This window comes from Modestobacter sp. VKM Ac-2978 (assembly GCF_026968025.1).
GTDB lineage: Bacteria > Actinomycetota > Actinomycetes > Mycobacteriales > Geodermatophilaceae > Modestobacter.
On record NZ_JAPVBP010000001.1, the window covers coordinates 284,846 to 307,123 of the forward strand.

Sequence of the window (22,278 nt, forward strand, 5' to 3'; positions counted from 1 at the left end):
GGCCCCGCACTCCTCGGAGTGCGGGGCCGCAGTGTTCTCCGGAGCGGTTCAGGCCGGGGCCGGCCCGCCCGTCCCGTGCCGCGCGCCGAGGTCGGCGAAGACGTCGGCGTTGAGCCGGAAGGCCAGCGACACCTCGGCGATCACCCGGTCCTGCTCCGCCGCACTCCACGGTGCGGCGTCGAGCGCGGCCCGGTACGCGTCCTTGAACGGCTTGGGCTTGGGGATCTGGTCGAACACGTAGAACCGCACGCCGTCCTGCTCCAGGCCGAAGGTGCGGCGAACCAGCCGGCGGATGATCTGCCCGCCCGACAGGTCGCCGAGGTAGCGCAGGTAGTGGTGGGCCACCAACCCGGCCGGCCAGTCGAAGGCGACCTCCCGCAGCCGGGCCACGTACCGCTCCGTGGCCGGCAGGACCACCCCCTCGCTCCGCCACCCCGGCCCCAGCAGGAAGGCCAGGTCGGCTTCCAGCGCGGGCAGCCGGACCAGCCCCGGGTGCAGGAAGGGGCGCACCTCGGGGGAGTCGGCCTGGGCCACGGCCGCCTCCTCCAGCACCGCGTAGACCGCGTGCGTCTGGGTGAGCAGGTCGGCGTAGGCGGTGCGGGGGAGCTCTCCGGCGAGCAGCGCGGTGACGAACCCCGAGGCCTCCGCCGCGGTGTGGTCGGCCTGGGTCGCCTCCTTGAGCCGGGCGGCGAACCCGGGTGGCGTGAGGGTGCTGGTCATCGGTGCGGCTCTCCGGTTCGTCGTCTCGAGTGTGGGTGGGTGCGGTGCGCGTCCGTGCTCAGCGGGGGCGCAGCACGGTCTTCGTCACCTGGCCGGCGGCGACCAGCACCCCGTCGGCGCTCGCCTCGGCGCGCAGGAACGCCACCGACCGGCCGAGTCGCAGCAGCGTGCCGGTCAGTCGCAGCTCCGCGCCCGGCTGCACCGCCCGCAGCAGTGAGCTGGTCGCGTCGTGCGTCACCGCGTTCTCGTCCGGACCCAGGTGGGGGAGCAGGTGGACGTAGGCGGCGACGTCCAACAGGGCCGCCACCAGCCCACCGTGCAGCACCCCGCCGTTGTTCAGCGTCGGCGGCCCGACCGGCAGGACCAGGCCGGCCGCGGGGTCGGCCGGATCAGCGAGCCGCAGGCCGAGCCAGGCGTGCAACGGGACGTCGAGCACGCCCTGGACCCGTTCGGTCAGCAGCTCCTGCGCAGCGGTCACCGAGCGACCGTACGGCCCGGACGGGCGCGCCGCCGCGCCCATCCGGCGGCACCGTGGACATGACGATCACATTGAGAAGTGACGACGGCGTGCATGGGCCGGGCGTCCCGGAGCACCGTGGGGGACAACCCACCGTGGCCGGCGGGCGGACGTCGGCTGCCCAGCGTCGGAAGAGGTGCAGGTCATCGCCGGAGGAGGAGGTCGGCCCTCGGGCGGACAACCCTGGCTGCTGCCGGCTGCAGAACCGGTCGCGCCGCGTCCCCGGCGCCGCGGCGTCGTCCTGCTCCGCCTGGTCGTCGCCCTCGTGGTCGCCGGCGGGCTGGTCGCCGGGGTCGTCGCGCCCTGGCTCGGCGGGGCCAGCGCGCTGGCCCAGCAGGGTGCCGCCCTCGTCCGCCCGCTCGAGACCGCCGCCGTCGACACCCGGCTGCCGGGCAACACCCGCGTCCTCGCCGCGGACGGCTCACTGATCACCGAGATCTACTCGCGCAACCGGCACCCGCTCACCGGCGAGCAGATCGCCCCGGTGATGAAGGACGCGCTGATCGCGATCGAGGACGCCCGGTTCCGCGACCACCCGGGGGTGGACTCCCGCGGGCTGCTGCGTGCCCTGGCGCGCAACATCGCCGCCGGCGAGGTCACCGAGGGCGGTTCCACGATCACCCAGCAGCTGGTCAAGCAGCTGCGGCTGCAGACGGCCGAGGACGCCGACGGGCGGGCTGCGGCGACGGCCGACACCGTCGGCCGCAAGCTGCGGGAGGCGCAGATCGCCCTGGCGGTGGAGGCGGAGTACACCAAGGAGGAGATCCTCACCCGCTACCTGAACACCGTCTACTTCGGGAACGGTGCCTACGGGGTGGCCGCCGCCGCGCAGCGCTACTTCGGGACCACCGCCGACCAGCTGACCGCCGCCCAGGCCGCGATGCTGGCCGGGCTGGTCCGCAGCCCCGCCTACTACGACCCGGTGACCGCGCCCGAGCCGACGAAGCAGCGCCGCGACCTCGTCCTGCGCCGCATGGCCGAGGTCGGCCTGCTCGACCAGGCCGCCGCGGACGCCGCCCGGGCGGAGCCGCTCGGCGTCGTCGACGGGGGCAGCGCCCCCAACGGGTGCACCGAGGCGATCATCGGTGCCTTCTTCTGCGGGCACCTGCTGAAGGTGCTCGCCGAGCAGTACGGCGTGACCCACGAGCAGCTGCAGGCCGGTGGGCTGACCGTGCGCACGACCCTGGACCCGGGGGTGCAGCTGGCCGGGGACGCCGCCGTGGTGCAGACCCTGGCGATGGACGACCCGCGCGCCGCCGTCTACGTGAACGTCGAGCCCGGCACCGGCCGGGTGCTGGCCATGTCGGTCAACCGGAGGTACGGGCTCGACGAGGCCGACCCGGCGCAGACCACGGTCGACCTCCCCGCCACCGCCGGCCAGGGGGCCGGCTCGACGTACAAGGTCTTCACCGCCGCCGCCGCGCTGGAGCAGGGCTTCGGGCTGGACTTCGAGCTGCGGACCCCGGACCCCTACGTCTCCGAGGTCTACCGCGACGGGGACGGCCCCTACGACGTCGAGAACGCCGGCAACTACCCGCGCCGGCTGGACATGGAGCAGGCCCTCTACCGCTCCTCCAACACCTACTTCCTCGCCCTCGAGGACGCGCTGGGCAGCGTCGAGGGGCCGGTCCGGGTGGCCCAGCGGCTCGGGCTGACCAGCCTCGACCCGATCGCCGACCAGGTCGTCGCGGAGAACCGGGGCTCGTTCACCTTCGGGGCCGAGGCGACCAGCCCGCTGGCCCTGGCCAACGCCTACGCCACCCTCGCCGCCCGTGGCACGCGCTGCGAGCCACGGCTGGTCGAGGCCGTCGTCGACCGGTCCGGGGAGCCGCTGGCCGGCCCGGACGGCCAGCCGCTGGTCGGCGCCCCGCAGTGCACGCCCGAGGTCATCGCGCCGGGCATCGCCGACACGCTCAACCACGCGCTGCGCAAGGACGTCGAGCCGGGCTCCCCCGGGCAGACCGGTCGCCGGGCGCACGTCCCCGGCCACCAGATCGCCGGGAAGACGGGCACCACCCAGGGCAACTACTCGGTCACCTTCGTCGGCTACACCCCGCAGTTCGCGGCGAGCGTCATGGTCTACGACCCGGTCCGCAACCAGGACGTCGGCGGCTTCGGTGGTGGCAAGGCGGCCACCGTCTGGCACGACGCGATGGCGCCGGTGCTCACCGGCCGACCCGTCGCTGGCTTCGCGCCGCCGGACCCGAAGTACCTGCGCAGTGAGCGCGCCACCGTCCCGGGTGGGTGCGTCGGCGCCTGGTCGGACTGGTGTCAGGGGCTGCTGGCCGAGCGCGGGTTCCAGGTCGCCCGGCAGGTCGTGGACGGCGCCCGGCCCGCCGGCCGGGTGATCGGGCTCGCCCCGTCCGGCGGTCGTTCCGTCCCGCCGGGTGGCCAGGTGACGATGCTGGTCAGCAACGGGGCCGACTACGCGCCCCCGCCGCCCCCGAAGCCGGTGCGCACGCCCGCGCCCCGACCCGAGCCGGCTCCCGAGCCGAGCCCGGAGCCGGCACCAGAGCCCAGCCCGGTGCCGCCCCCTGCGCCCGAGCCCGCCCCCGAGCCGACTCCTGCGCCCGAGCCGGCCCCGGAACCGACGCCCACTCCCGTGCCGGACCCGGCTCCCGGGCCGGAGCCGACTCCCGCGCCGGAGCCGACTCCCGCACCGGAGCCGACTCCCGCACCAGACCCGACTCCCGCACCGGACCCGACTCCTGCACCGGAGCCGGCACCCGAGCCGGGACCTGGGCCCGCGCCGGAGCCGGGGCCTGCCCCGGAGCCCGTCCCGGAGCCCGTCCCGGAGCCCGTCCCGGAGCCGGAGCCTGCCCCGGAGCCCGCGCCGGAGCCGGCACCCGAGCCTGCTCCCGCTCCTGAACCGGAGCCTGCGCCGGCTCCCCCTCCGGCTCCCGAGCCGGACCCTGAGCCCGCACCGGCCCCCTGAGCCCACCCCCGAGCCGGATCCAGGCCCCCTGAACCCGCTCCTGAACCGGGATCAGCACCCGAGCCGGAGCTGGGTCCCGGCGCGACACCGGAGCCGGTTCCGGCTTCCTGCGCACCCGAGCCGGAGCTCGCTCGCGATGCGGCAACGAAGCCGGTTCCGGCTTCCTGAGCCCGCTCCCGAAGCCGAGTCGGCAACCGGACGGCAGCCAGCCGGCTCGCCGCGGAGGGGCCTGAGGGGCGGGGGGCCGGTCCTGACGGTCTGGCCGCGTTGGTCGGTCTCTCCAGCAGTGGAGAGCCATTCTTAGCCGGCTCCCCCGCCCGCGTTCACTGTGACTCAGGCCACAGTCGTCGTCAAGCCAGCCGCGGCGCGGCGTCGTCGCCGCGCGGGACGACCAGCACCGGGACGGTCGCGGCCCGCAGGATCTTCGTCGCCGTCGAGCCGAGGAAGACCCGCCCCTCCGGTCCGAGGCGTGACGACCCGAGCACCAGCACGTCCCCGGGCATCCACGGCACGGCAGCCACCGCCCCCGCCCAGCCGGCGCCGCGGCCCTGCACGGTCTCCGGGACGGGCCACGGGCCGGACCAGTCCGCCACGGCATGCTCCAGCGAGCCCTGCACCTGAACGGCCCACTCCTCGTTGACCACGTGCTCCAGCGGCAGGCCGGTCTCCGAGGGCAGCAGGGCGGCGCGCTCGGGCACGAAGGTCGCCAGCCGGACCGGCACACCCCAGCGCTCGGCGAGCGCGCGGGTGGCGGACAGCGCGTCGGCGGAGCGGGCCGCGTCCGCCCAGGTGCAGGTGAGCCGGGTGGGCTCCGCCGGCGCCGACCACGCCCGCGGGGCCAGCGCCAGCGGCACCGGCGAGCTGTGCAGCAGCGGTTCGGCGACCGAGCCCGCCGCGAACCGGCCCGCCGGCGCCTCGGTCGCGGCGCCGAGCACGAGCACCCGCGCCCGGTACCGGTGAGCCGACTCGACCAGGCCGGCGGGCACCGAGGACGCCGGGACGACGGCGGTGCGGACGTCCTCGACCCCGGCCCTCCGCAGTGCGGTGAGCGCCTCCGCGTGGCGGGTGGCGGTCAGCGCGGCCCGCCACTGCCGGTACTCGTGGTCGAGCCGGGAGGTGGTCGCGTGCGGCGGGTCGAGCGGCACGACCGTCGTCACGACGACCGGGGAGCCCTCCGCACCGGCCAGCCCAGCGGCCAGCCGGAGGGCGCCGTCGTCCCCACCGCTGTGCTCCGCGGCCTCCAAGCCCAGCAGGACGGTCATCGGGTCAGCGCCGTCCGGATGCGGTGCAGGTGGCGGAGCGCGGCGATCGCCCGCCGGGGAACCGGCGCGGCCAGCCGGCCCCGGTAGTCGCTGATGGCCGCCTGCCACACCGGGTCGGCATGGGTCGGGTAGGGGTGGGTCGAGGCGGTCAGGTCGCTGGTGGTGAGCCCCTGGGTGACGGCGAGGGTCAGCTCGGCGAGGGTCTCCCCGGCCCGCGGCCCGACGACCGTCGCGCCGCGCACCCGGTGCCGGGCGTCGACGGCGAGGCGGGTGACCCCGTCCGTGCGCCGGTCGGTGATCGCCCGGTCGCTGTGCTGGTGTCCCTGTTCCAGCACCCGCAGGCCGGCCTCCTCGGCCGTGCCGGTCGGCGCACCCACGGCAGCGACCTCCGGCTGGGTGAAGGTGACCCGGGGCAGCGCGGTCAGGTCGACCCGGCGGCGCAGCCCCAGCACGGCGTTGGTGGCGACCGTCGAGCCGTGCAGCCCCGCCAGGTGGGTGTACTGCGGTTGGCCGGTGACGTCGCCGGCGGCCCAGATGCGCGGGTTGCTGGTCCGCAGGTGCGCGTCGACGACGACCCAGCCGTCGTCGTCCCGCTGCACGCCGGCCGCGTCCAGCCCGAGGCCGTCGCCGGCGGCCCGTCGCCCGGTGGTGACCAGCAGGCGGTCGCAGCGGAGCTCGCCGCCGTCGGCCAGCGTCACCCGGGTGTCGCCCGGGGCCCCGGACACCCGCTGGACCTGCGTCGAGAGGTGGACGGTGACGCCGTCGGCCCGCAGCGCGGCGGTGACCAGCGCCGACGCAGCCGGGTCCTCGGCCGGCAGCAACCGGTCGGCGGTCTCCACGAGGTCCACCCGGACGCCGAGCCGGACCATCGCCTGGCCCAGCTCGCAGCCGGTGGTGCCGCCACCGAGCACGACCAGCCGCTCCGGCAGATCGCGTTCGTCCCAGAGCGTCTCGGTGGTCAGCGGCGAGGAGTCGGCCAGCCCGGGGACGGCGGGGAGCGCCGGGGCGGAGCCGGTGGCCACGACTGCCTGGCGGAACCGGACCCGGCGGCCGTCCAGCACGGCGCTGGACGGGCCGGTGAAGACCAGTTGCCCCTCGGCCACGGCGACGCCCGCGGCCCGCTGCGCCTCGGGCGAGTCGACCGGCTCGATCTCCCGGACCGCAGCCCGGACCGACGCCAGCACCGCCGCCCCGTCTATCCGGACGCCGTCCACCTGCACCCCGAACCCGGCGGCGGCGCGTGCGGCCGCCGCGGCCTCGCCGGCCGCGATCAGCGCCTTGGAGGGCACGCACCCGGTCCACAGGCACTCACCGCCCCAGGTGCCGCGGTCGACGAGCAGCACCCGGGCGCCCAGGGAGGCGGCGGTCTGGGCGGCGAGCAGGCCGGCGGTGCCGGCGCCCACGACCAGCAGCTCCCACCGCCTGCGGGTGACGTCGAGGTCGGGCACGACGGGCGTCTCCGGTGGTCGAGGGCGGTGCGGGCCAGTCTGCCCGGCGGGACGAGGGTGTGCACCGCGGCAGGGAGGGAACCGGGAGCACAGCGACGGAGGGAGCAGGGATGGTCGGCCGTGCCCGGCAGTACGAGCTCATCGCACCCGTCTACGACCTCGTCTCCGGTGAGTGGCCGGTGTACCGGGCGGGCCGGCTGGCCGGCGTGTCCGGGCTGCGGCTGAGCAGGGGCGACCGGGTGCTCGTCGTCGGCTGCGGCACCGGTCTGGACCTGCGGCCGGTCCACGACCGGGTCGGGGACGACGGGCGCTTCGTCGGGCTGGACGCCAGCCGGGCGATGCTCGCCCGGGCGGGTCGACGGGCCGACTCGCTGGGCTGGTCGGGGGTGGAACTCATGGCCGGCGACGCGACCCGGCCGCCGTCCCAGCGGCTGGCGGAGGCGCTCGGGGACGACGGTGCCGACGCCGTCCTGTTCACCTACGCGCTCTCCCTGATGGACGACTGGCCGGCCGCCTGGCGTGCCGCGGTGGCCCTCGCCCGACCGGGTGCCCGGGTCGCGGTGGTCGACATGCAGCGGGCGCAGCGCGGGCCGCGGCCGCTGCGCGCCCTGGCGGACGTGGCGATGTGGAGCGGCGGCGCCGACCCCGCCGCCCGGCCGTGGCAGGCCGTCGAGCAGCAGTGCACCGACGTCGACCGGGCGGACCTGCGCGGCGGGCACGTCCAGGTCCGGGCCGGCACCCTCCCCACCTGACCCGCCCTGACCCACCAAAATGGCCATATTGGTGGTGGATCAGGGGCGGCGGCGGAGGGCCTCGCGGGTGAGCTGGTCGACGGCGGTGTGGCCGGTCAGCCCGAGCGTGAGGTCGAACTCGCCGAGCACGTCCTCCACCACCTGACGGACGCCGTCCTCGCCGGCCACCCCCAGGCCCCAGGCGTAGGGACGGCCCAGCAGCACCGCTCGCGCGCCCAGGGCGACGGCCACCAGCACGTCAGCGCCGCTGCGCACCCCGCTGTCGAACAGCACCGGCACCCGGTCGGCGACGGCGTCCACCACGTCGGGCAGCGCGTCCAGGGCGGCGATCGACCGGTCGACCTGCCGCCCGCCGTGGGTGCTCACCACCATCCCGTCGACACCCTCGTCGACCGCCCGCCGGGCGTCGTCCGGGTGCAGGACGCCCTTGAGCACGATTGGCAGCCGGGTGCGCTCGCGGAGCCAGGCGAGGTCGGCCCAGGTGATCGACGGGCGGGAGTAGATGGACAGGAAGGTCTCGACGGCGGCGCGGGGGAGCGGGGAGCGCAGGTTCTCCACCAGCGGGCCGGGCCAGGCGCGGGCCATCCCCACCAGGGCCCGCACCGCGGCGAGGTTCGGCCGGGGCTGGGGGTCCCGCGGCGCACCCGCGGCGGCAGCCCGCTCCTCGACCAGCCGGCGGAACACCGGGTCGGAGGTGTACTGCGCGATGCCCTTGCCCAGCGCGAACGGCAGGTGCCCGAGGTCCAGGTCCCGGGGGCGCCAGCCGAGCATCGTGGTGTCCAGGGTGACGACGACGGCATCGCAACCGGTCGCCTCCGCGCGGCCCAGCAGGCTCTCCACCAGCTCGTCGGAGGTCGACCAGTACAGCTGCATCCACCGCGGGCTGTCGCCCATCGCCGCCGCGGTGGTCTCCATCGGCACCGACGCCTGGTTGGAGAAGACCATCGGCACCCCGACCGCCGCCGCGGCGCGGGCGACGGCGAGGTCGCCCTCGGGGTGCACCAGCTCCAGCGCGCCCACCGGCCCGAGCAGCACGGGTGCCGGGAGCCGGCGTCCGAACAGCTCGACCGAGGTGTCACGGCGGCTGACGTCGCGCAGCACCCGGGGCACGACGGACCAGCGGTCGAACGCCGTCCGGTCGGCCCGCTGGGTGGCCTCGTCACCGGCGCCGCCGGCGACGTAGCCGTAGGCCCGGGCGTCCAGCCGGCGCTTGGCCTCCCGGGCCAGCGCCCGGTACACGGTGGGCACGCGGGGGTGCCTGCCGTAGACCCCCGCCCGGTAGACCACGTCCTGCCGCCGCCGCCCGGTCCCTGCCGCTGAGGTCATCGGGTCACCGTAGTGACCTGGGTCTCGCGCGCCGCTCCGTGGACCGGCCCCGGCGGGGGGCGCGGCCGTCCGCCCGGTCGACCGACCTGGGCGACACGCCAGTCGTGACACGCCTGTGGGACGGACGTGACGGGAGTGGCGGTCCCCGCTGATCGAGGCCACCGGGCATGGTGGAGGGAGTTCCTGGGCAGGACGACGGTGCGCCGCGCAGCAGTCGTCCGTCGAGCGCTGGAGAACGGGGGACCGCAGTGCCGCTGACGTGCTCGTCCGCCCGCCCGGTGCTGCCCGCTCGCCTGACCGTCGGCCTCGCCCTCGGTGCGCTCCTGGTCACCGGGGTCGCCGTGGCCGGTCCCGCCGACGCCCTCGAGGACCGGCGTCGCCCGATCGGGACGGTCACCCACGGCCCCAGCTGCGGTCCGGGCGTCGTCCGCGTCCAGGTCACCAACGGCACCGAGCCGCACCGCGTCGCCCTGGTCTTCGACGGCGTCGAGGAGCAGGACGCCGCCGACCTCGCCCCCGGCGAGCAGGTGGAGCTGACCAGCGAGGACGTCGACTGGGGCGTCACCGTCGACGTGTGGGTGACGGTCGCGGACCCGGACGGGACGCCGGAGCAGCCGCTGCAGTTCCAGACCTACACCCGGCCGAGCGAGGAGGACTGCGAGGCGGTCCGGCCGAGCCCGACCCCGCCCGCCACGCCGACGCCGACCCCGGAGCCGACCCCGACTCCGGAGCCGACCCCGACTCCCGAGCCGCCCCCGGACCCGTCCGGCTCCCCGGACCCGTCGACCCCCGTACCGGACCCGACGCCGACGACGCCGCCTGCCGTCCCGCCGCCGGTCGCACCACCCCCGTCGACCCCTGTGCCGTCGAGCCCGACGCCGACACCTGCGCCGTCCAGCGCGACGCCCCCGCCCGTCACGCCGTCCCCCACGACGACCACCGGCACGCCGTCGAGCACGTCCGGGCCGCGGTCCAGCGGCCCCAGCGGCGCAGCGGCCGGTGCGCCGTCCGCCACCGCCACGGAGACCGACGTCGGAGCCGGCGCCCCGTCCAGCCCGAGCGACGCCACGGCCTCGACCCCGGCGGTCACCGTGTCGCCGGGCGGGGTGGTGACCGTGCGGGCCAGCGGCTTCGAACCGGGTGAACCGGTCGACGTCCGGATGGCCGGCGGCACCGAGCTGCTCAGCACCGTCACCGCGGCGGCCGACGGCAGCGTCGAGGCGGTCGTCCAGATCCCGCGCGGTGTGGCGCTGGGGGCGGCCACGTTGGAACTCGTCGGCAGCGAGTCCGCGGCGACCGCCGAGATCGGCCTCCAGGTCGCCGCCCGCGCCGCACCGGTGACCGAGCGGACCGGTTCGCCGGCGGTGCTCGCCGCCGGGCTGGTCCTGCTCACCGCAGCCGGTTCACTCGGGCTGGTGGGCGTGCGCCGGTCGCGGAACGGGCACCCCGGAGGACGACGCTGAGCGAGCAGCACGGCGGACGACACCGGCACGAGCACTGCGAAGGAGACGTGGACCCACCGATGGACCAGCCCAGGGACCGGCTGCACGACGGCGCACCACCCCGAGGCGTCCCCCGTGACGTACGGGGTCTGGCGGCCGCGGGGCCGAGCGCACCGGAGACCTGGCTGCGCATCGTCCAGGTCCACGACCGGATCACCCGGCGGGTCGACTCGGCGCTGCACCGGCAGCACGGGGTGTCGCTCACCGGCTTCGAGGTGCTGCGCCGGGTGGCCGAGTCCCCGCAGGAGCACGCCTCCATGGGCGACCTCGCCGATGCGGTCGGCCTCTCCCGGCCGGGGATCACCAGCACGGTCAACCGGCTCGTGGACGACGGACTGGTCACCCGTGAGCGACTGGACGGCGACCGGCGGCTGCTGCACGCCCGGCTGACCGACACCGGCCGGGACCGGGTCCGCGCGGCGATGTCCACCCACGACGACCTGGTGGCGCACCTGCTCACGATGCTCGGGGACGACGCCGCCGTGGTCACCGACGCGCTCGCTCGGGTGTCGTCCGCCACCCGCCGTCCCCGCTGATCCCGGCGGCCCGCCACCGGGCGGCTGAGCCGGACCGGCGCGTGCCCCCGATCGGGTGACGGACGGCCAACGGCGGGGAAACTTAAAGCCCGTAGTGTTTCGGGAACGATCTTCCGGGCACGATTCGGGGCATGACGGGTGTCTTGCGCAACTGCACGGTCGTCGTGCCGACGATCGGACGGCCGTCGCTGGACGCGCTCCTCGATGCCCTGGCCGACGCCGCCGGTCCGCGGCCGGCGGAGATCGTGCTGGTCGACGACCGGCCCACCGGTGAGCCGCTGCGCCCGGAGCGCCCCGGCCTGCCCCCGGTCCGGGTGGTGCGCACCGGCGGCGGAGGGCCGGCGGTGGCCCGCAACCTCGGCTGGCGCACCGCGGGCACGGAGTGGATCGCCTTCCTGGACGACGACGTCGTCCCCGACCCTGACTGGTACGCCCGGCTCGCCGAGGACCTCGCCGCCCTGCCCGCCGACGCGGCCGGCACCCAGGGCCGGGTCCGGGTGCCGCTGCCGGCCGATCGCCGGCCCACCGACTGGGAGCGCGGCACCGCGGGGCTGGCCACGAGCAGCTGGATCACCGCCGACCTCGCCTACCGCCGGTCCGCGCTGGCCGCGGTCGGCGGCTTCGACGAGCGCTTCCCCCGGGCCTTCCGCGAGGACTCCGACCTCGCCCTGCGGGTCATGGACACCGGCTCGACGCTGACCCGCGGCGAGCGGTGGATCACCCACCCGGTCCGGCCGGCCGACCGCTGGGTGTCCGCCCGGGTGCAGGCCGGCAACGCCGACGACGTCCTCATGCGCCGGCTGCACGGGCCGACCTGGCGCGAGCGTGCCGACGCCGCCGTCGGCCGCCGTCCCCGGCACCTCGCCGTCACGTGTGCGGCCCTGGCCGCGCTCGGGCTGGCCGCCGCAGGCCGGCCGCGGGCCGCGGCGCTGGCCGCCCTGGGCTGGGCCGCCGGCACGGCCGAGTTCGCCTGGGCGCGGATCGCCCCCGGTCCGCGGGACCGCGCCGAGGTGACCACCATGCTCGCCACCAGTGCGCTCATCCCGCCGCTGGCCAGCTGGCACTTCCTGCGCGGTGCCGTGCAGCACCGCACCGTGACGCCGTGGCGCGGCCTGCCCGACCTGGTCCTCTTCGACCGCGACGGCACGCTGGTGCACGACGTTCCCTACAACGGCGACCCGGCGCAGGTCCGGCCGGTCGACGGCGCCCGCGCGGCGCTGGACTCCCTCCGCGCGCGCGGGGTGCGGATCGGCCTGGTGACCAACCAGTCCGGGGTGGGCCGCGGCCTGATCACCCGGGCGCAGGCCGACGCGGTCAACGCGCGCGTCGCCGAGCTGCTGGGCCCCTTCGACACCGTGCAGGTCTGCCCGCATGCCCCCGAGGACGGCTGCGACTGCCGCAAGCCGGCCCCCGGCATGGTGAAGGCCGCCTGCGCCGAGCTCGACGTCGACCCGTCCCGTGTCGTCGTCATCGGTGACATCGGTGCCGACGTCGGGGCCGCCACCGCGGCCGGCGCCGCAGCGATCCTGGTGCCCACGATGGTCACCCGCCCCGCCGAGGTCACCGCCGCGGCACACCGAGCGCCCACCCTGGTCGACGCGGTCGAGGACGTGCTGGCAGGCGCCTGGTGACCCGCACCGTCCTCGTCGCCCGGCTGGACAACGCCGGCGACGTGCTGCTGCAGGGCCCGCTCGTGCGGGCGGTGGCTGCCGCCGCCGACCGGGTCGTCCTCCTGGCCAGCCCGCAGGGCACGGCGGCCGCCGAGCTGCTGCCCGGCGTCGACGAGGTGCTGACCTGGCACTGCCCGTGGATCGACGGCTCGCCGCAGCCGGTGGACGCCGACGACCTCGCTGCACTCGTCGACCGGGTGCGGGCGCTGGGCGTCGACGAGGCGGTGGTCAGCACGAGCTTCCACCAGTCGCCGCTGCCGCTGGCGCTGCTGCTGCGCACCGCCGGGGTGGCGCGGATCTCGGCGATCAGCGTCGACTACCCCGGCTCGCTGCTCGACGTCCGGCACCGGGTGGACGACGACCTGCCCGAGCCGGAGCGGGCGCTCTCACTGGCCCGCGCCGCCGGCTTCGAGCTGCCCGCCGGGGACGACGGGCTGCTCGCCGTGCGCCGTCCGCTCCCGGCCACCGCGCACGAACCGGGCTACGTCGTCCTGCACCCCGGTGCCTCCGTGCCGGCGCGGGCCTGGCCGGCCGAGCGCTGCGCGGAGGCGGTCGAGGCGCTCACCGACGCCGGCTGGCGGGTGCTGGTCACCGGCGGGCCGGGGGAGCGGGCGCTGACCGCGGCCGTCGCCGGCCGCCGCGGCACCGACCTCGGTGGGGCCACCACGCTGGCCGAGATGGCCGCGCTGCTCGACGGTGCGGCCGCCGTCGTCGTCGGCAACACCGGCCCGGCGCACCTGGCTGCCGCGGTCGGGACCCCCGTCGTCTCCCTCTTCTCCCCGGTCGTGCCGGCCGTGCGGTGGGCGCCCTACGGCGTGCCCACTGTGCTCCTCGGCGACCAGTCCGCCCCCTGCCGCGACACCCGGGCCCGCGAGTGCCCGGTGCCCGGTCATCCCTGTCTGACGTCGGTGAGCCCAGCCGACGTCCTCGCCGCCGTCGACAAGGTGGTCGCACCATGAAGGTCCTGCTCTGGCACGTGCACGGCTCCTGGACGACGTCCTTCGTCCAGGGCGCGCACGACTACCTGCTCCCGGTGACCCCCGATCGCGGGCCCGACGGCCTGGGCCGCGCCCGCACCTGGGAGTGGCCGGCGTCGGCCCGCGAGGTCACCCCCGACCAGCTCCGCACCGAGGACGTCGACGTCGTGGTGCTGCAGCGCACCCGCGACCTCGAGCTGGTGCGCGAGTGGCTCGGCCGCGAGCCCGGCCGCGACCTCCCGGCCGTCTTCCTGGAGCACAACGCCCCGGACGGGTCGGTGCCGAACACCCGGCACCCGCTGGCCGAGCAGTCGGTGATCCCGATCGCGCACGTCACGTACTTCAACCAGCTCTTCTACGACAACGGCAGCGCGCCGACGACCGTCATCGAGCACGGCATCGTCGACCCGGGCGAGCGCTACACCGGCGAGCTGGCCCGGGCCGGCGTGGTGGTCAACGAGCCCGTGCGCCGGGGCCGGTACACCGGCGGCGACCTGCTGCCGCTGCTGTCCGCCGCCGCGCCGCTCGACGTGTTCGGGATGGGCCTGGCCGGGCTGCACGAGCGCTACGGGCTCGACCCCGACCGGGTGGGCCTGCACGACGACCCGCCGCAGGCCGCGATGCACGACGAGCTCGCCCGCCGCCGGGTCTACGTGCACCCGGTGCGCTGGACGTCGCTGGGACTGTCGCTGCTGGAGGCGATGCACCTGGGCATGCCGGTCGTCGGGCTGGCCACCACCGAGGCGGTCGAGGCGGTGCCGGCCGAGGCGGGGGTGCTCTCCACCCGGCCCGAGCGGCTGGCCCAGGCGGTGCGGCACTTCGTCGCCGAGCCGGACGCCGCCCGGCTGGCCGGCAAGGCGGCCCGCGCCGCGGCGCTGGAGCGGTACGGCCTGGGCCGGTTCCTCGCCGACTGGGACGCTCTCCTGGCGGAGGTGACGAGATGAGGATCGACCTGGTGAGCGAGCACGCCTCACCGCTGGCCGCCATCGGCGGTGTCGACGCCGGTGGGCAGAACGTGCACGTGGCCGCGCTCGCCGCCGGCCTGGCCCAGCGCGGCCACCAGGTGACGGTGCACACCCGCCGGGACGACGCCGCGCTGCCGGACCGGGTGACCACGGCCGACGGCTACGACGTCGCGCACGTCGCCGCCGGGCCGGCCCGGGTGGTGCCCAAGGACGAGCTGCTCCAGCACATGGGCACCTTCGCCGACGTGCTGCGCGCCGAGTGGTCGGCGACCCGGCCGGACGTCGTGCACGCGCACTTCTGGATGAGCGGCCTGGCCTCGGTGCAGGCCGCCTCCCGGCTGGGCATCCCGGTGCTGCAGACCTTCCACGCCCTCGGCTCGGTCAAGCGCCGGCACCAGGGCGACGCCGACACCTCGCCCGAGCAGCGGATCGACCTGGAACGCGACCTGTGCGGCGACGTCGACCACGTGGTCGCCACCTGCAGCGACGAGGTGTTCGAGCTGCGTCGGCTCGGGCTCCCCAGCGACCGGGTGTCGATCGTGCCGTGCGGCGTGGACACCGGCGAGTTCACCCCGGACGGGCCGGCCGCGCCGCACTCCGGCCGTCCGCGGCTGCTGGTGCTGGGCCGGCTGGTCGAGCGGAAGGGCCAGGAGGACGCCGTCCGGGCGCTGGCCGCCGTCCCCGACGCCGAGCTGGTCGTCGTCGGCGGCCCGCCGACCGACGAGCTGGACACCGACCCGGAGGTCTGCCGGCTGCGGGCCGTCGCCGCGGAGCTGGGGGTCGCCGACCGGCTGGTCTTCACCGGCGCGGTGTCCCGGGCCGACGTCCCGGGCTGGATCCGCTCGGCCGACGTCGTCCTGGCCGTGCCCTGGTACGAGCCGTTCGGGATCACCCCGCTGGAGGCGATGGCCTGCGGCCGCCCGGTCGTGGCCACCGCCGTCGGCGGGCTGGTCGACACCGTCGCCGACGGCGTGACCGGTGACCTCGTCCCGCCACGCGACCCCGCTGCCCTCGGGCAGGCACTGGCCACCCTGCTCGCCGACGACGAGCGGCGGACCGCCTACGGCGCCGCCGGCGTCACCCGCGCCCGGACCCGCTACCGCTGGTCCCGGGTCGTCGCCGACACCGACGCCGTCTACCGCCAGGTGCTCGCCGCCCGGAGCCCGGTGGAGGCCACCCGATGAACCCCCTCGCTGGAAGGACCGTCATGAGCACCGCCCCGTCCTCGGACCTCGAGGTCGTCTCGCCCGACACCTGCACGCACCTCACCGGGCACGACCACGTGGCGTCGCTGAGCGCCGCGCTCCGCGGGCTGACCGAGCAGGTCGAGACGCTGGACCGCTGGGGCCGGCTGCTCGCCGACGTGCTGACCGGGCCCTCCCGCGGCCGGCTGCTCGCCGCCGGCAACGGTGGCAGCGCGGCCCAGGCGCAGCACCTCACCGCCGAGCTGGTGGGCCGCTACCGCGCCGACCGCCCGCCGTTCTCCGCGATCTGCCTGACCGCCGAGACCTCCTCGCTCACGGCCATCGCCAACGACTACCCGGCCGACGAGCTGTTCGCCCGGCAGGTCGAGGCGCACGGCCGGGACGGCGACGTGCTGGTCCTGCTGTCCACCAGCGGCCGCAGCCCCAACGCGGTCGCCGCCGCCCGTCGGGCCCGCGAGTGCGGCATCACCGTGCTGGCGATGACCGGGCCGGCGCCCAACCCGCTGGCCGCCGTGGCCGACGAGACGGTCGCCATCGACTCGCCGTGGACGGCGACGGTGCAGGAGTGCCACCTCGTCGCGCTGCACCTGCTGTGCGCCGCCTTCGACGCCGCCGTGCTCGCCGACTCGCCCCGGATCTCCACCAGCAACCACGTCGAGGTGGTCCCGTGACCCGCGCGGCGTCCCGGCCGATCGTCGTGGTCGGTGACGCGCTGCTGGACGTCGACCTGGTCGGGACGGCGTCCCGGCTGACCCCCGATGCCCCGGTGCCGGTGGTCGAGGACGTCGAGACCCGCGAGCGTCCGGGCGGGGCCGCGCTGGCCGCCGTGCTGGCCGCGCGGAACGCCGGCGGCCGGGAGGTCGTGCTGGTCACCCCGCTCAGCGACGACGAGGGCGCCGCCCGGCTGCGCGCCCTGCTCGACGGCCGGGTCCGGCTGGTCGAGATCCCGGCCAGCAGCGCCACGCCGGTCAAGCAGCGGATCCGGGTCGGCGATCACTCCGTGGCCCGGCTGGACAGTGGGGGAGCGGTCTCGACCTTCGGCGCGCTCCCGGCCGCCGCGGCCGAGGCGATCCGGGACGCGGTCGCCGTGCTGGTCGCCGACTACGGCCGCGGGACGACGTCGGCCCCCGACGTGCGCGCCGCGCTCTCCGCCGCCTCGGGGCCGGTGGTCTGGGACCCGCACCCCCGCGGTGCGGACCCGGTGCCCTCGGCCCGGCTGGTGACCCCCAACGGGTCGGAGGCCGCCCGGGTCGCCGGGCTGGACGTGACCGGCGACGGGCTCGCCGCGGTCGGCGCCCGGGCGCAGGCGCTCATCGCGCACTGGGGGGTGGGGGCCGTCGCCATCACCCTCGGTGCCCGTGGTGCCCTGCTCTCCTACGGCGAGGGCGCACCGATGGTCGTGCCCGCCACCCCGGTCACCGGCGGCGACCCGTGCGGTGCCGGTGACTCCTTCGCCGCCGCGGTCACCGTGGCGCTCGCCGGTGGTGCGGTCACCGGCGAGGCGGTGACGTCCGCGGTTGCCGCGGCCGGGGCGTTCGTCGCCCGCGGCGGGGCCACCGCCTGGGACACGGAGCCGGCCGTGGGGCCGGCCCCCGCAGCCGGCGTCGACGCGCAGGGCCCGGCGCCCCGGCTCGCGGCACTGCTGGACCGGGTGCGGGCGGCCGGGGGCACCGTCGTGGCCACCGGCGGCTGCTTCGACCTGCTGCACGCCGGGCACGTCGCCACATTGCAGGCCGCTCGCGGGCTGGGGGACTGCCTGGTCGTCTGCATCAACTCCGACGACTCGGTGCGCCGGCTCAAGGGCCCGACGCGCCCGCTGGTCACCGCGGCGGACCGGGCCCGGGTGCTGGAGGCCCTGGAGTTCGTGGACGCCGTCGTCGTCTTCGACGAGGACACCCCGGCGGAGGTGCTCGAGCAGGTACGACCGGACGTCTGGGCCAAGGGCGGCGACTACGCCGGCGCGGACCTCCCGGAGGCCGCGGTGCTGCAGCGCTGGGGCGGTCAGGCCGTCGTCCTGCCCTACCTGGACGGCCACTCGACCACCGCCCTGGTCGAACGCTCCCGCGTCTGGTGACCGACCCCACGACGACAGAAATGGCCATTTCTGTCGACGGGCGGCCGGTGGCGGTGGTGTTGCGGCCGTTGGGGCTGGGGGACCTGCTCACCGGGGTGCCGGCGATCCGGGGGATCCGGGCCGCCGTGCCCGAGCACCGGCTGGTGCTGGCCACCACCCGGGCGCTGGAGCCGCTGGCCGCGCTGATCGACGCCGTCGACGAGGTGCTGCCCGCCGTCGAGCTGGAGCCGCTGGACTGGGCCGGACCACCGCCGGAGCTCGCCGTGGACCTGCACGGCAAGGGCCCGGCCTCGCACGTCGTCGTCGCCGGCCTGGGCCCGCAGCGGCTGCTCACCTTCGACAGCCCCGGCTATCCCGGGCCGACCTGGTACCCGGACGAGCACGAGGTGCGCCGCTGGTGCCGGCTGGTCTCCGAGGGGCTGGGCGTCGACTGCGACCCGGACGCCCTCGACCTCGCCGTGCCGGACGTCGAGCCGCCGGTGCGCGACGTCGCGGTCCTGCACCCCGGCGCCGCGTTCCCCGGCCGGCGCTGGCCGGCCGAGCGGTTCGCCGCGGTAGCCCGGCACCTCGTCGCGGCCGGGCTCCGGGTCGTGGTCACCGGTGGCCCGGCCGAGCGCGACCTCGCCCTGGCGGTCGCCGAGCAGGCCGGGCTGGGCCCGGAGGCGGTGCTGGCCGGCCGGACGACGTCCCTCGAGCTGGCCGCCGTGGTCGCTGCCGCCCGGGTGGTGGTCTGCGGCGACACCGGGGTGGCCCACCTGGCGAGCGCCTACCGCCGGCCGTCCGTGGTGCTCTTCGGCCCGGTGTCACCCGCGCTGTGGGGGCCGCCGGCACGGCCACAGCACGTCGTCTGCTGGCACGGGGACGGCGCCGGCGACCCCTGGGGGACGACGCTCGACCCAGCCCTCGCCCGGGTCACCGTCGCCGAGGTCACCGGAGCCCTCGACGACCTCCTCGCCCGCACCTGACCCGCGGGCCCCGTCCAGCGGCGAGGAGGACGGGGTCCTGCCTCAGCCGCGACGGCGGATGGCGTCGAACAGCACGCCCTGCAGGTCCTCGGGGTCCAGTGCCTGGTAGGCCGCACCGCCGGTCGCCTCGCCGATCTGCTCCAGCGAGTCGAGGTCGGCATCCGGGCCGAGCGCGATCCCGATGACCTTGACCGGTCGATCCGGGTCGGCCTCGGCGCGGAGGGTGTCCAGCAGGTCGGGCAGGTCGATGCCCGCCGCGTCGTCGTCGTCGGTCCCGTCGGTGATCAGCACGACGCTGTTCACCGAGTTCGGGTCGTAGGCCTCTTGGGCGGCACGCACGGCGGCGAGCGTCGTGTCGTACAGCCCCGTGCCGCCGGGTGCGAGCAGGTTCGGCAGGGTGTCGAACTGCTGGTCGATCAGCTCACGGTGGGTCTGGCCGCCGACGTCGGTGCCGAAGGTGCGCAGCGGGGCCAGCTCGACGTGGTCGCGCTCGCCGTCGAGCTGGTAGGCGAAGGCCCAGACCCCGCCGGAGTAGGAGTCCGGCAGCAGCGTGAGCGCGCTCTTGGTCGCGTCCCGGGCGAGAGTGGCGCGGGTGCCGTCGCCGACCGGGGCGGCCATCGAGGTGGAGACGTCGATGACGGTGAGCAACCGCGACGGGGTGGCGAGACTCGACAGCCGGCCGAGCAGGGCCTGCACCGCGGCGCCGTCCAGCTCCAGTGCCTCCGGTGCCTGCTCCTGCACGCCGGTGCCGGCGCCGGCGCCCTCGGGGGCGGCCCCGCTGGCGTCGCGGAAGCCGGCCGTCCGGGCCTGCTCACCGGCCGAGGCCGAGGTCAGTGCGTCGACCACCGCGTCCACGGCGGCGGAGTCCTCCTCGGCGGTGGGCAGCCGCAGCACCGGGTAGTCCAGGGACGGTGAGCCCTCGCTCGGGTAGATGGCGACGAGGGAGTCGGAGCCGGCGGCGCGGTTGGCGGCCAGCACCTCCTGCTCGCTGACCGGCACCAGCGGTGCGTCGGCTCCGCCCTCGGTCCCGGTGGCCAGCGCATCGGCGACGCTGGGGACGTCACCGCGCCCGGCGGCCAGCACCGCCTCGACGACGGCGTTGTCCGCGTCGTCCCCGCCACCGAGCGACTGCCGGACGGCGGCCAGCACCGACAGGCCCTCGGCGCTGGCCGCCAGGTCGGGCACGGCCAGCGGCCGGCCGGTGGTCAGGGCCTCGCCCCAGGTGGGCGGGTCGGTGGTCCAGCCCAGCTCGTCGGCGGCGGTCCGGCTGGTGGCGAGCACCAGCGGCGAGGTGGCCAGCGACCCGGCCGCCTCGAGGTCGGCGCTGCCGGCACGGGCGGCCCACAGGGAGGAGTCGGGCACCCAGACCTGGGGCAGCGAGTCGGCGCCGAGGGAGCCCAGCGCGGCCAGCGTCTGCAGCGGCTCGGTCGCCTCGACGTCCGCCACGGCGCACGCGTCGCCACCGAGCGGCAGCGGATCGGCCAGCAGCTCCCGCACCAGCGTGCCGAGCTCGGGGGCCACCGTCACGCGGACCGTCTCGGTCTCCTCGCAACCGGCGGCCTCCGCCGTCCCGTCCTCCGGGCCGGAGACGAACCAGGCGACGCCGGCGACGAGCGCCGCGGCGACCACGACGGCGAGCCCGGCGAGCAGCGCCGGTCGGCTGGCCGTCCCGGGCCGGGCGGGAGTACGGGCGTGCCGCCCCATCTGGGTTCTCCGTCGTGTCTGGTCCGTGCAGGTGTCGAGCGGACGTCGCGGGGCGACACGTGCTGTCGCGTCGGTTCGGCACTCTACCCAGTTCTGGGCGACCGACGGTCGGCGATCATGCCCGCTGCGTGCGGTCGATCACCCTCCGTGACGAACATGGTGGGCGGCTCAGCGGCCTGGCGGCGAGCACCGGCCGGCTCCGGTCAGCGCCTCGCTGGACTCTGCTGAGGCGCACGACGACCGACGGGCCGCCGGCCTCCCCTGAGGGAGACCGACGGCCCGTACGGCCCCGCTGCAGGGGCCCGCGCCGAGCTGGCGAGGCGTGGGGGGCAGCGGGGTCCTTCCTCAGTCGATGACCGACTCCTCGTTCGGGATGCCGTTCTCCGGGACCTCGGCCATCTCACCGTCGAAGGGCTCGATCTCCGCACCGCCGATGTCGGTCAGCTGCACGGGCTCGACCTCCTCGGTGGTGTCACCGGTGACCCGGCTGATCGACATGCCGGCGGTGCCCATGTGGCTGTCCTCGGAGTAGCGGAACGGTGCGAGCACCGGACCCTCCCAGTCGCCGCCCGCGGTCTCGATGGCCTCGACCAGGCCGTCGCGCGTCGGGTTCTGACCGGCCGCCTGCAGGGCCTGCACGGTGGTGTAGGCCTGCGCCATGCCGTAGATCCGGTAGTTGGTCAGCTCGCCCTCGCCGCCGCACTCGTCCCAGATGCGCTGGAACTCCTGCACCCACGGGTTGTCCGGCTCGTCGACCGTCGGCAGGTAGTCGGTGGTCAGCGCGCCGTCGAGCAGGCTGGCGTCGCTCACCTGGCCCTGCGAGAAGTTGTTCAGCAGGCTGCCGACCAGCGTCGGGTCCGACCCCACGTTGGAGTAGAACCACTGCGGGTCGTAGCCCAGCTGCAGCGCGGTCAGCTGGGACAGCGCCGTGTAGCTGGGCACGTTGAAGCCGACGACGAAGTCGGCCCCGGCGGCCTGCAGGGCGGCGATCTGCGGCCCGACGTTGGTGTTGCCCGGCGTGTAGCGCTCGGCGGCCACGATCTGGTCGTCGATGTACTCGCGGATGCCGGCCTCGCCGTCCTCGCCGAAGTCGTCGTCCTGGAGGAAGAGCCCGACCTTCGCGTCCGGGAAGTTGTCGGCGATGTACTGGCCGATGATCTTCCCCTCGCTCTCGTAGTCGGTCTGCCAGCCGAACGTGTACGGGTTGGTCTCCGGGTCCTCGCCCCACAGCAGCGAGCCGGACGAGACGAACAGGTCGGGCACGCCCTCGCTGTTCAGGAAGTCCAGGACGGCGCTGTGGGTCGGGGTGCCGAGGCCGCCGACGATGGCGAAGACCTCGTCCTCGAGCACCAGCTGGTTGACCACCTGGCTGGTGTTCGTCGGGTTGTAGGCGTCGTCCCGGTAGATGTAGTCGATCGTCCGGCCGTTCACCCCGCCCTCGTTGTTGAGGCACTCGTAGTACGCCTGCGAGCCGGTCGGGATCTCGCTGTAGCCGGGGGCGGCCACGCCGGTGAGGGGGAAGTGGGCGCCGAGCTTGATCGAGTCCTCGGTGATGCCGATGTCGGAGGCCTCGTTGGCGCTGGCGTCGCCACCGCCACCGCCGCCGTCCCCGCCGCCGTCATCGCTCCCGCCACAGGCGGCGAGGGTGGAGGCGGCGGTGGCTGCGGCGATGGCGGTCATGAGACGTCGAGAGGATCTGGACAACGGTTCTCCTCTGGTG

Annotated in this window: 18 protein-coding genes; 11 read left to right on the top strand and 7 right to left on the bottom strand. The window is 76.2% G+C overall.

Annotation, left to right across the window (positions count from 1 at the left end; all coding sequences use genetic code 11):
* Window positions 1-48: 48 nt before the first annotated feature.
* Both O2W53_RS01315 and O2W53_RS01320 read right to left on the bottom strand, forming a co-directional pair.
* Window positions 49-720 (bottom strand): biliverdin-producing heme oxygenase, encoded by a 672-nt coding sequence (locus O2W53_RS01315; RefSeq protein ID WP_269161240.1) that lies wholly within the window; start codon window positions 718-720, stop codon window positions 49-51.
* Window positions 721-778: 58 nt separating this feature from the next.
* The gene (locus tag O2W53_RS01320) at window positions 779-1,198 is read right to left on the bottom strand and encodes a PaaI family thioesterase (protein ID WP_269161241.1); all 420 of its coding nucleotides are present in this window, start codon (window positions 1,196-1,198) and stop codon (window positions 779-781) included.
* Window positions 1,199-1,373: 175 nt separating this feature from the next.
* Between O2W53_RS01320 and O2W53_RS01325 the strand changes: the two genes are divergently transcribed.
* Window positions 1,374-4,172, top strand: coding sequence for a penicillin-binding protein (locus O2W53_RS01325; RefSeq protein ID WP_269161242.1), 2,799 nt, complete (start codon window positions 1,374-1,376; stop codon window positions 4,170-4,172).
* A gap of 350 nt (window positions 4,173-4,522) precedes the next feature.
* On the opposite strand, the gene O2W53_RS01330 is transcribed toward O2W53_RS01325, so the two are convergent.
* Window positions 4,523-5,434 (bottom strand): universal stress protein, encoded by a 912-nt coding sequence (locus tag O2W53_RS01330; protein WP_269161243.1) that lies wholly within the window; start codon window positions 5,432-5,434, stop codon window positions 4,523-4,525.
* Window positions 5,431-6,882 (bottom strand): dihydrolipoyl dehydrogenase family protein, encoded by a 1,452-nt coding sequence (locus tag O2W53_RS01335; protein ID WP_269161244.1) that lies wholly within the window; start codon window positions 6,880-6,882, stop codon window positions 5,431-5,433. The genes O2W53_RS01330 and O2W53_RS01335 overlap by 4 nt, the downstream gene beginning before the upstream one ends.
* Window positions 6,883-6,992: 110 nt before the next feature.
* On the opposite strand from O2W53_RS01335, the gene O2W53_RS01340 reads away from it, so the two are divergent.
* Window positions 6,993-7,634, top strand: coding sequence for a class I SAM-dependent methyltransferase (locus tag O2W53_RS01340; RefSeq protein WP_269161245.1), 642 nt, complete (start codon window positions 6,993-6,995; stop codon window positions 7,632-7,634).
* Between the two features lie 39 nt (window positions 7,635-7,673).
* Here O2W53_RS01340 and O2W53_RS01345 read toward each other — a convergent pair whose 3' ends face one another.
* Window positions 7,674-8,960, bottom strand: a complete 1,287-nt coding sequence (locus O2W53_RS01345) for an alpha-hydroxy-acid oxidizing protein (protein WP_269161246.1) — start codon at window positions 8,958-8,960, stop codon at window positions 7,674-7,676.
* A gap of 278 nt (window positions 8,961-9,238) precedes the next feature.
* Between O2W53_RS01345 and O2W53_RS01350 the strand changes: the two genes are divergently transcribed.
* The 9 genes from O2W53_RS01350 (at window position 9,239) to O2W53_RS01390 (ending at window position 18,854) form a co-directional block, all read left to right on the top strand.
* Window positions 9,239-10,423, top strand: coding sequence for a hypothetical protein (locus O2W53_RS01350; protein WP_269161247.1), 1,185 nt, complete (start codon window positions 9,239-9,241; stop codon window positions 10,421-10,423).
* Between the two features lie 59 nt (window positions 10,424-10,482).
* A complete protein-coding gene (locus O2W53_RS01355; RefSeq protein ID WP_164701407.1) occupies window positions 10,483-10,998 on the top strand; it encodes a MarR family winged helix-turn-helix transcriptional regulator in 516 nt (171 codons plus the stop codon).
* Window positions 10,999-11,129: 131 nt separating this feature from the next.
* Entirely contained in the window at window positions 11,130-12,629 is a 1,500-nt protein-coding gene (locus O2W53_RS01360; RefSeq protein WP_269161248.1) for an HAD-IIIA family hydrolase, read from the top strand.
* Complete coding sequence (locus O2W53_RS01365) at window positions 12,626-13,627, top strand: glycosyltransferase family 9 protein (RefSeq protein WP_269161249.1); 1,002 nt, start codon at window positions 12,626-12,628, stop codon at window positions 13,625-13,627. The genes O2W53_RS01360 and O2W53_RS01365 overlap by 4 nt, the downstream gene beginning before the upstream one ends.
* Window positions 13,624-14,589 (top strand): glycosyltransferase, encoded by a 966-nt coding sequence (locus tag O2W53_RS01370; RefSeq protein WP_269161251.1) that lies wholly within the window; start codon window positions 13,624-13,626, stop codon window positions 14,587-14,589. The genes O2W53_RS01365 and O2W53_RS01370 overlap by 4 nt, the downstream gene beginning before the upstream one ends.
* Entirely contained in the window at window positions 14,586-15,794 is a 1,209-nt protein-coding gene (locus tag O2W53_RS01375; RefSeq protein ID WP_269161252.1) for a glycosyltransferase, read from the top strand. The genes O2W53_RS01370 and O2W53_RS01375 overlap by 4 nt, the downstream gene beginning before the upstream one ends.
* A 23-nt stretch (window positions 15,795-15,817) precedes the next feature.
* The gene (locus O2W53_RS01380) at window positions 15,818-16,486 is read left to right on the top strand and encodes a D-sedoheptulose-7-phosphate isomerase (RefSeq protein ID WP_269161253.1); all 669 of its coding nucleotides are present in this window, start codon (window positions 15,818-15,820) and stop codon (window positions 16,484-16,486) included.
* The gene (gene rfaE2 / locus O2W53_RS01385) at window positions 16,483-17,889 is read left to right on the top strand and encodes a D-glycero-beta-D-manno-heptose 1-phosphate adenylyltransferase (protein ID WP_269161254.1); all 1,407 of its coding nucleotides are present in this window, start codon (window positions 16,483-16,485) and stop codon (window positions 17,887-17,889) included. The genes O2W53_RS01380 and rfaE2 overlap by 4 nt, the downstream gene beginning before the upstream one ends.
* A gap of 20 nt (window positions 17,890-17,909) precedes the next feature.
* The gene (locus O2W53_RS01390; protein WP_269161255.1) at window positions 17,910-18,854 is read left to right on the top strand and encodes a glycosyltransferase family 9 protein; all 945 of its coding nucleotides are present in this window, start codon (window positions 17,910-17,912) and stop codon (window positions 18,852-18,854) included.
* Between the two features lie 42 nt (window positions 18,855-18,896).
* Here the strand turns inward: O2W53_RS01390 and O2W53_RS01395 are convergent, their stop codons facing one another.
* Together O2W53_RS01395 and O2W53_RS01400 are read right to left on the bottom strand one after the other, a co-directional pair.
* Window positions 18,897-20,558, bottom strand: coding sequence for a VWA domain-containing protein (locus tag O2W53_RS01395; RefSeq protein ID WP_269161256.1), 1,662 nt, complete (start codon window positions 20,556-20,558; stop codon window positions 18,897-18,899).
* A gap of 345 nt (window positions 20,559-20,903) precedes the next feature.
* Complete coding sequence (locus tag O2W53_RS01400; protein WP_269161257.1) at window positions 20,904-22,238, bottom strand: ABC transporter substrate-binding protein; 1,335 nt, start codon at window positions 22,236-22,238, stop codon at window positions 20,904-20,906.
* Window positions 22,239-22,278: the final 40 nt, after the last annotated feature.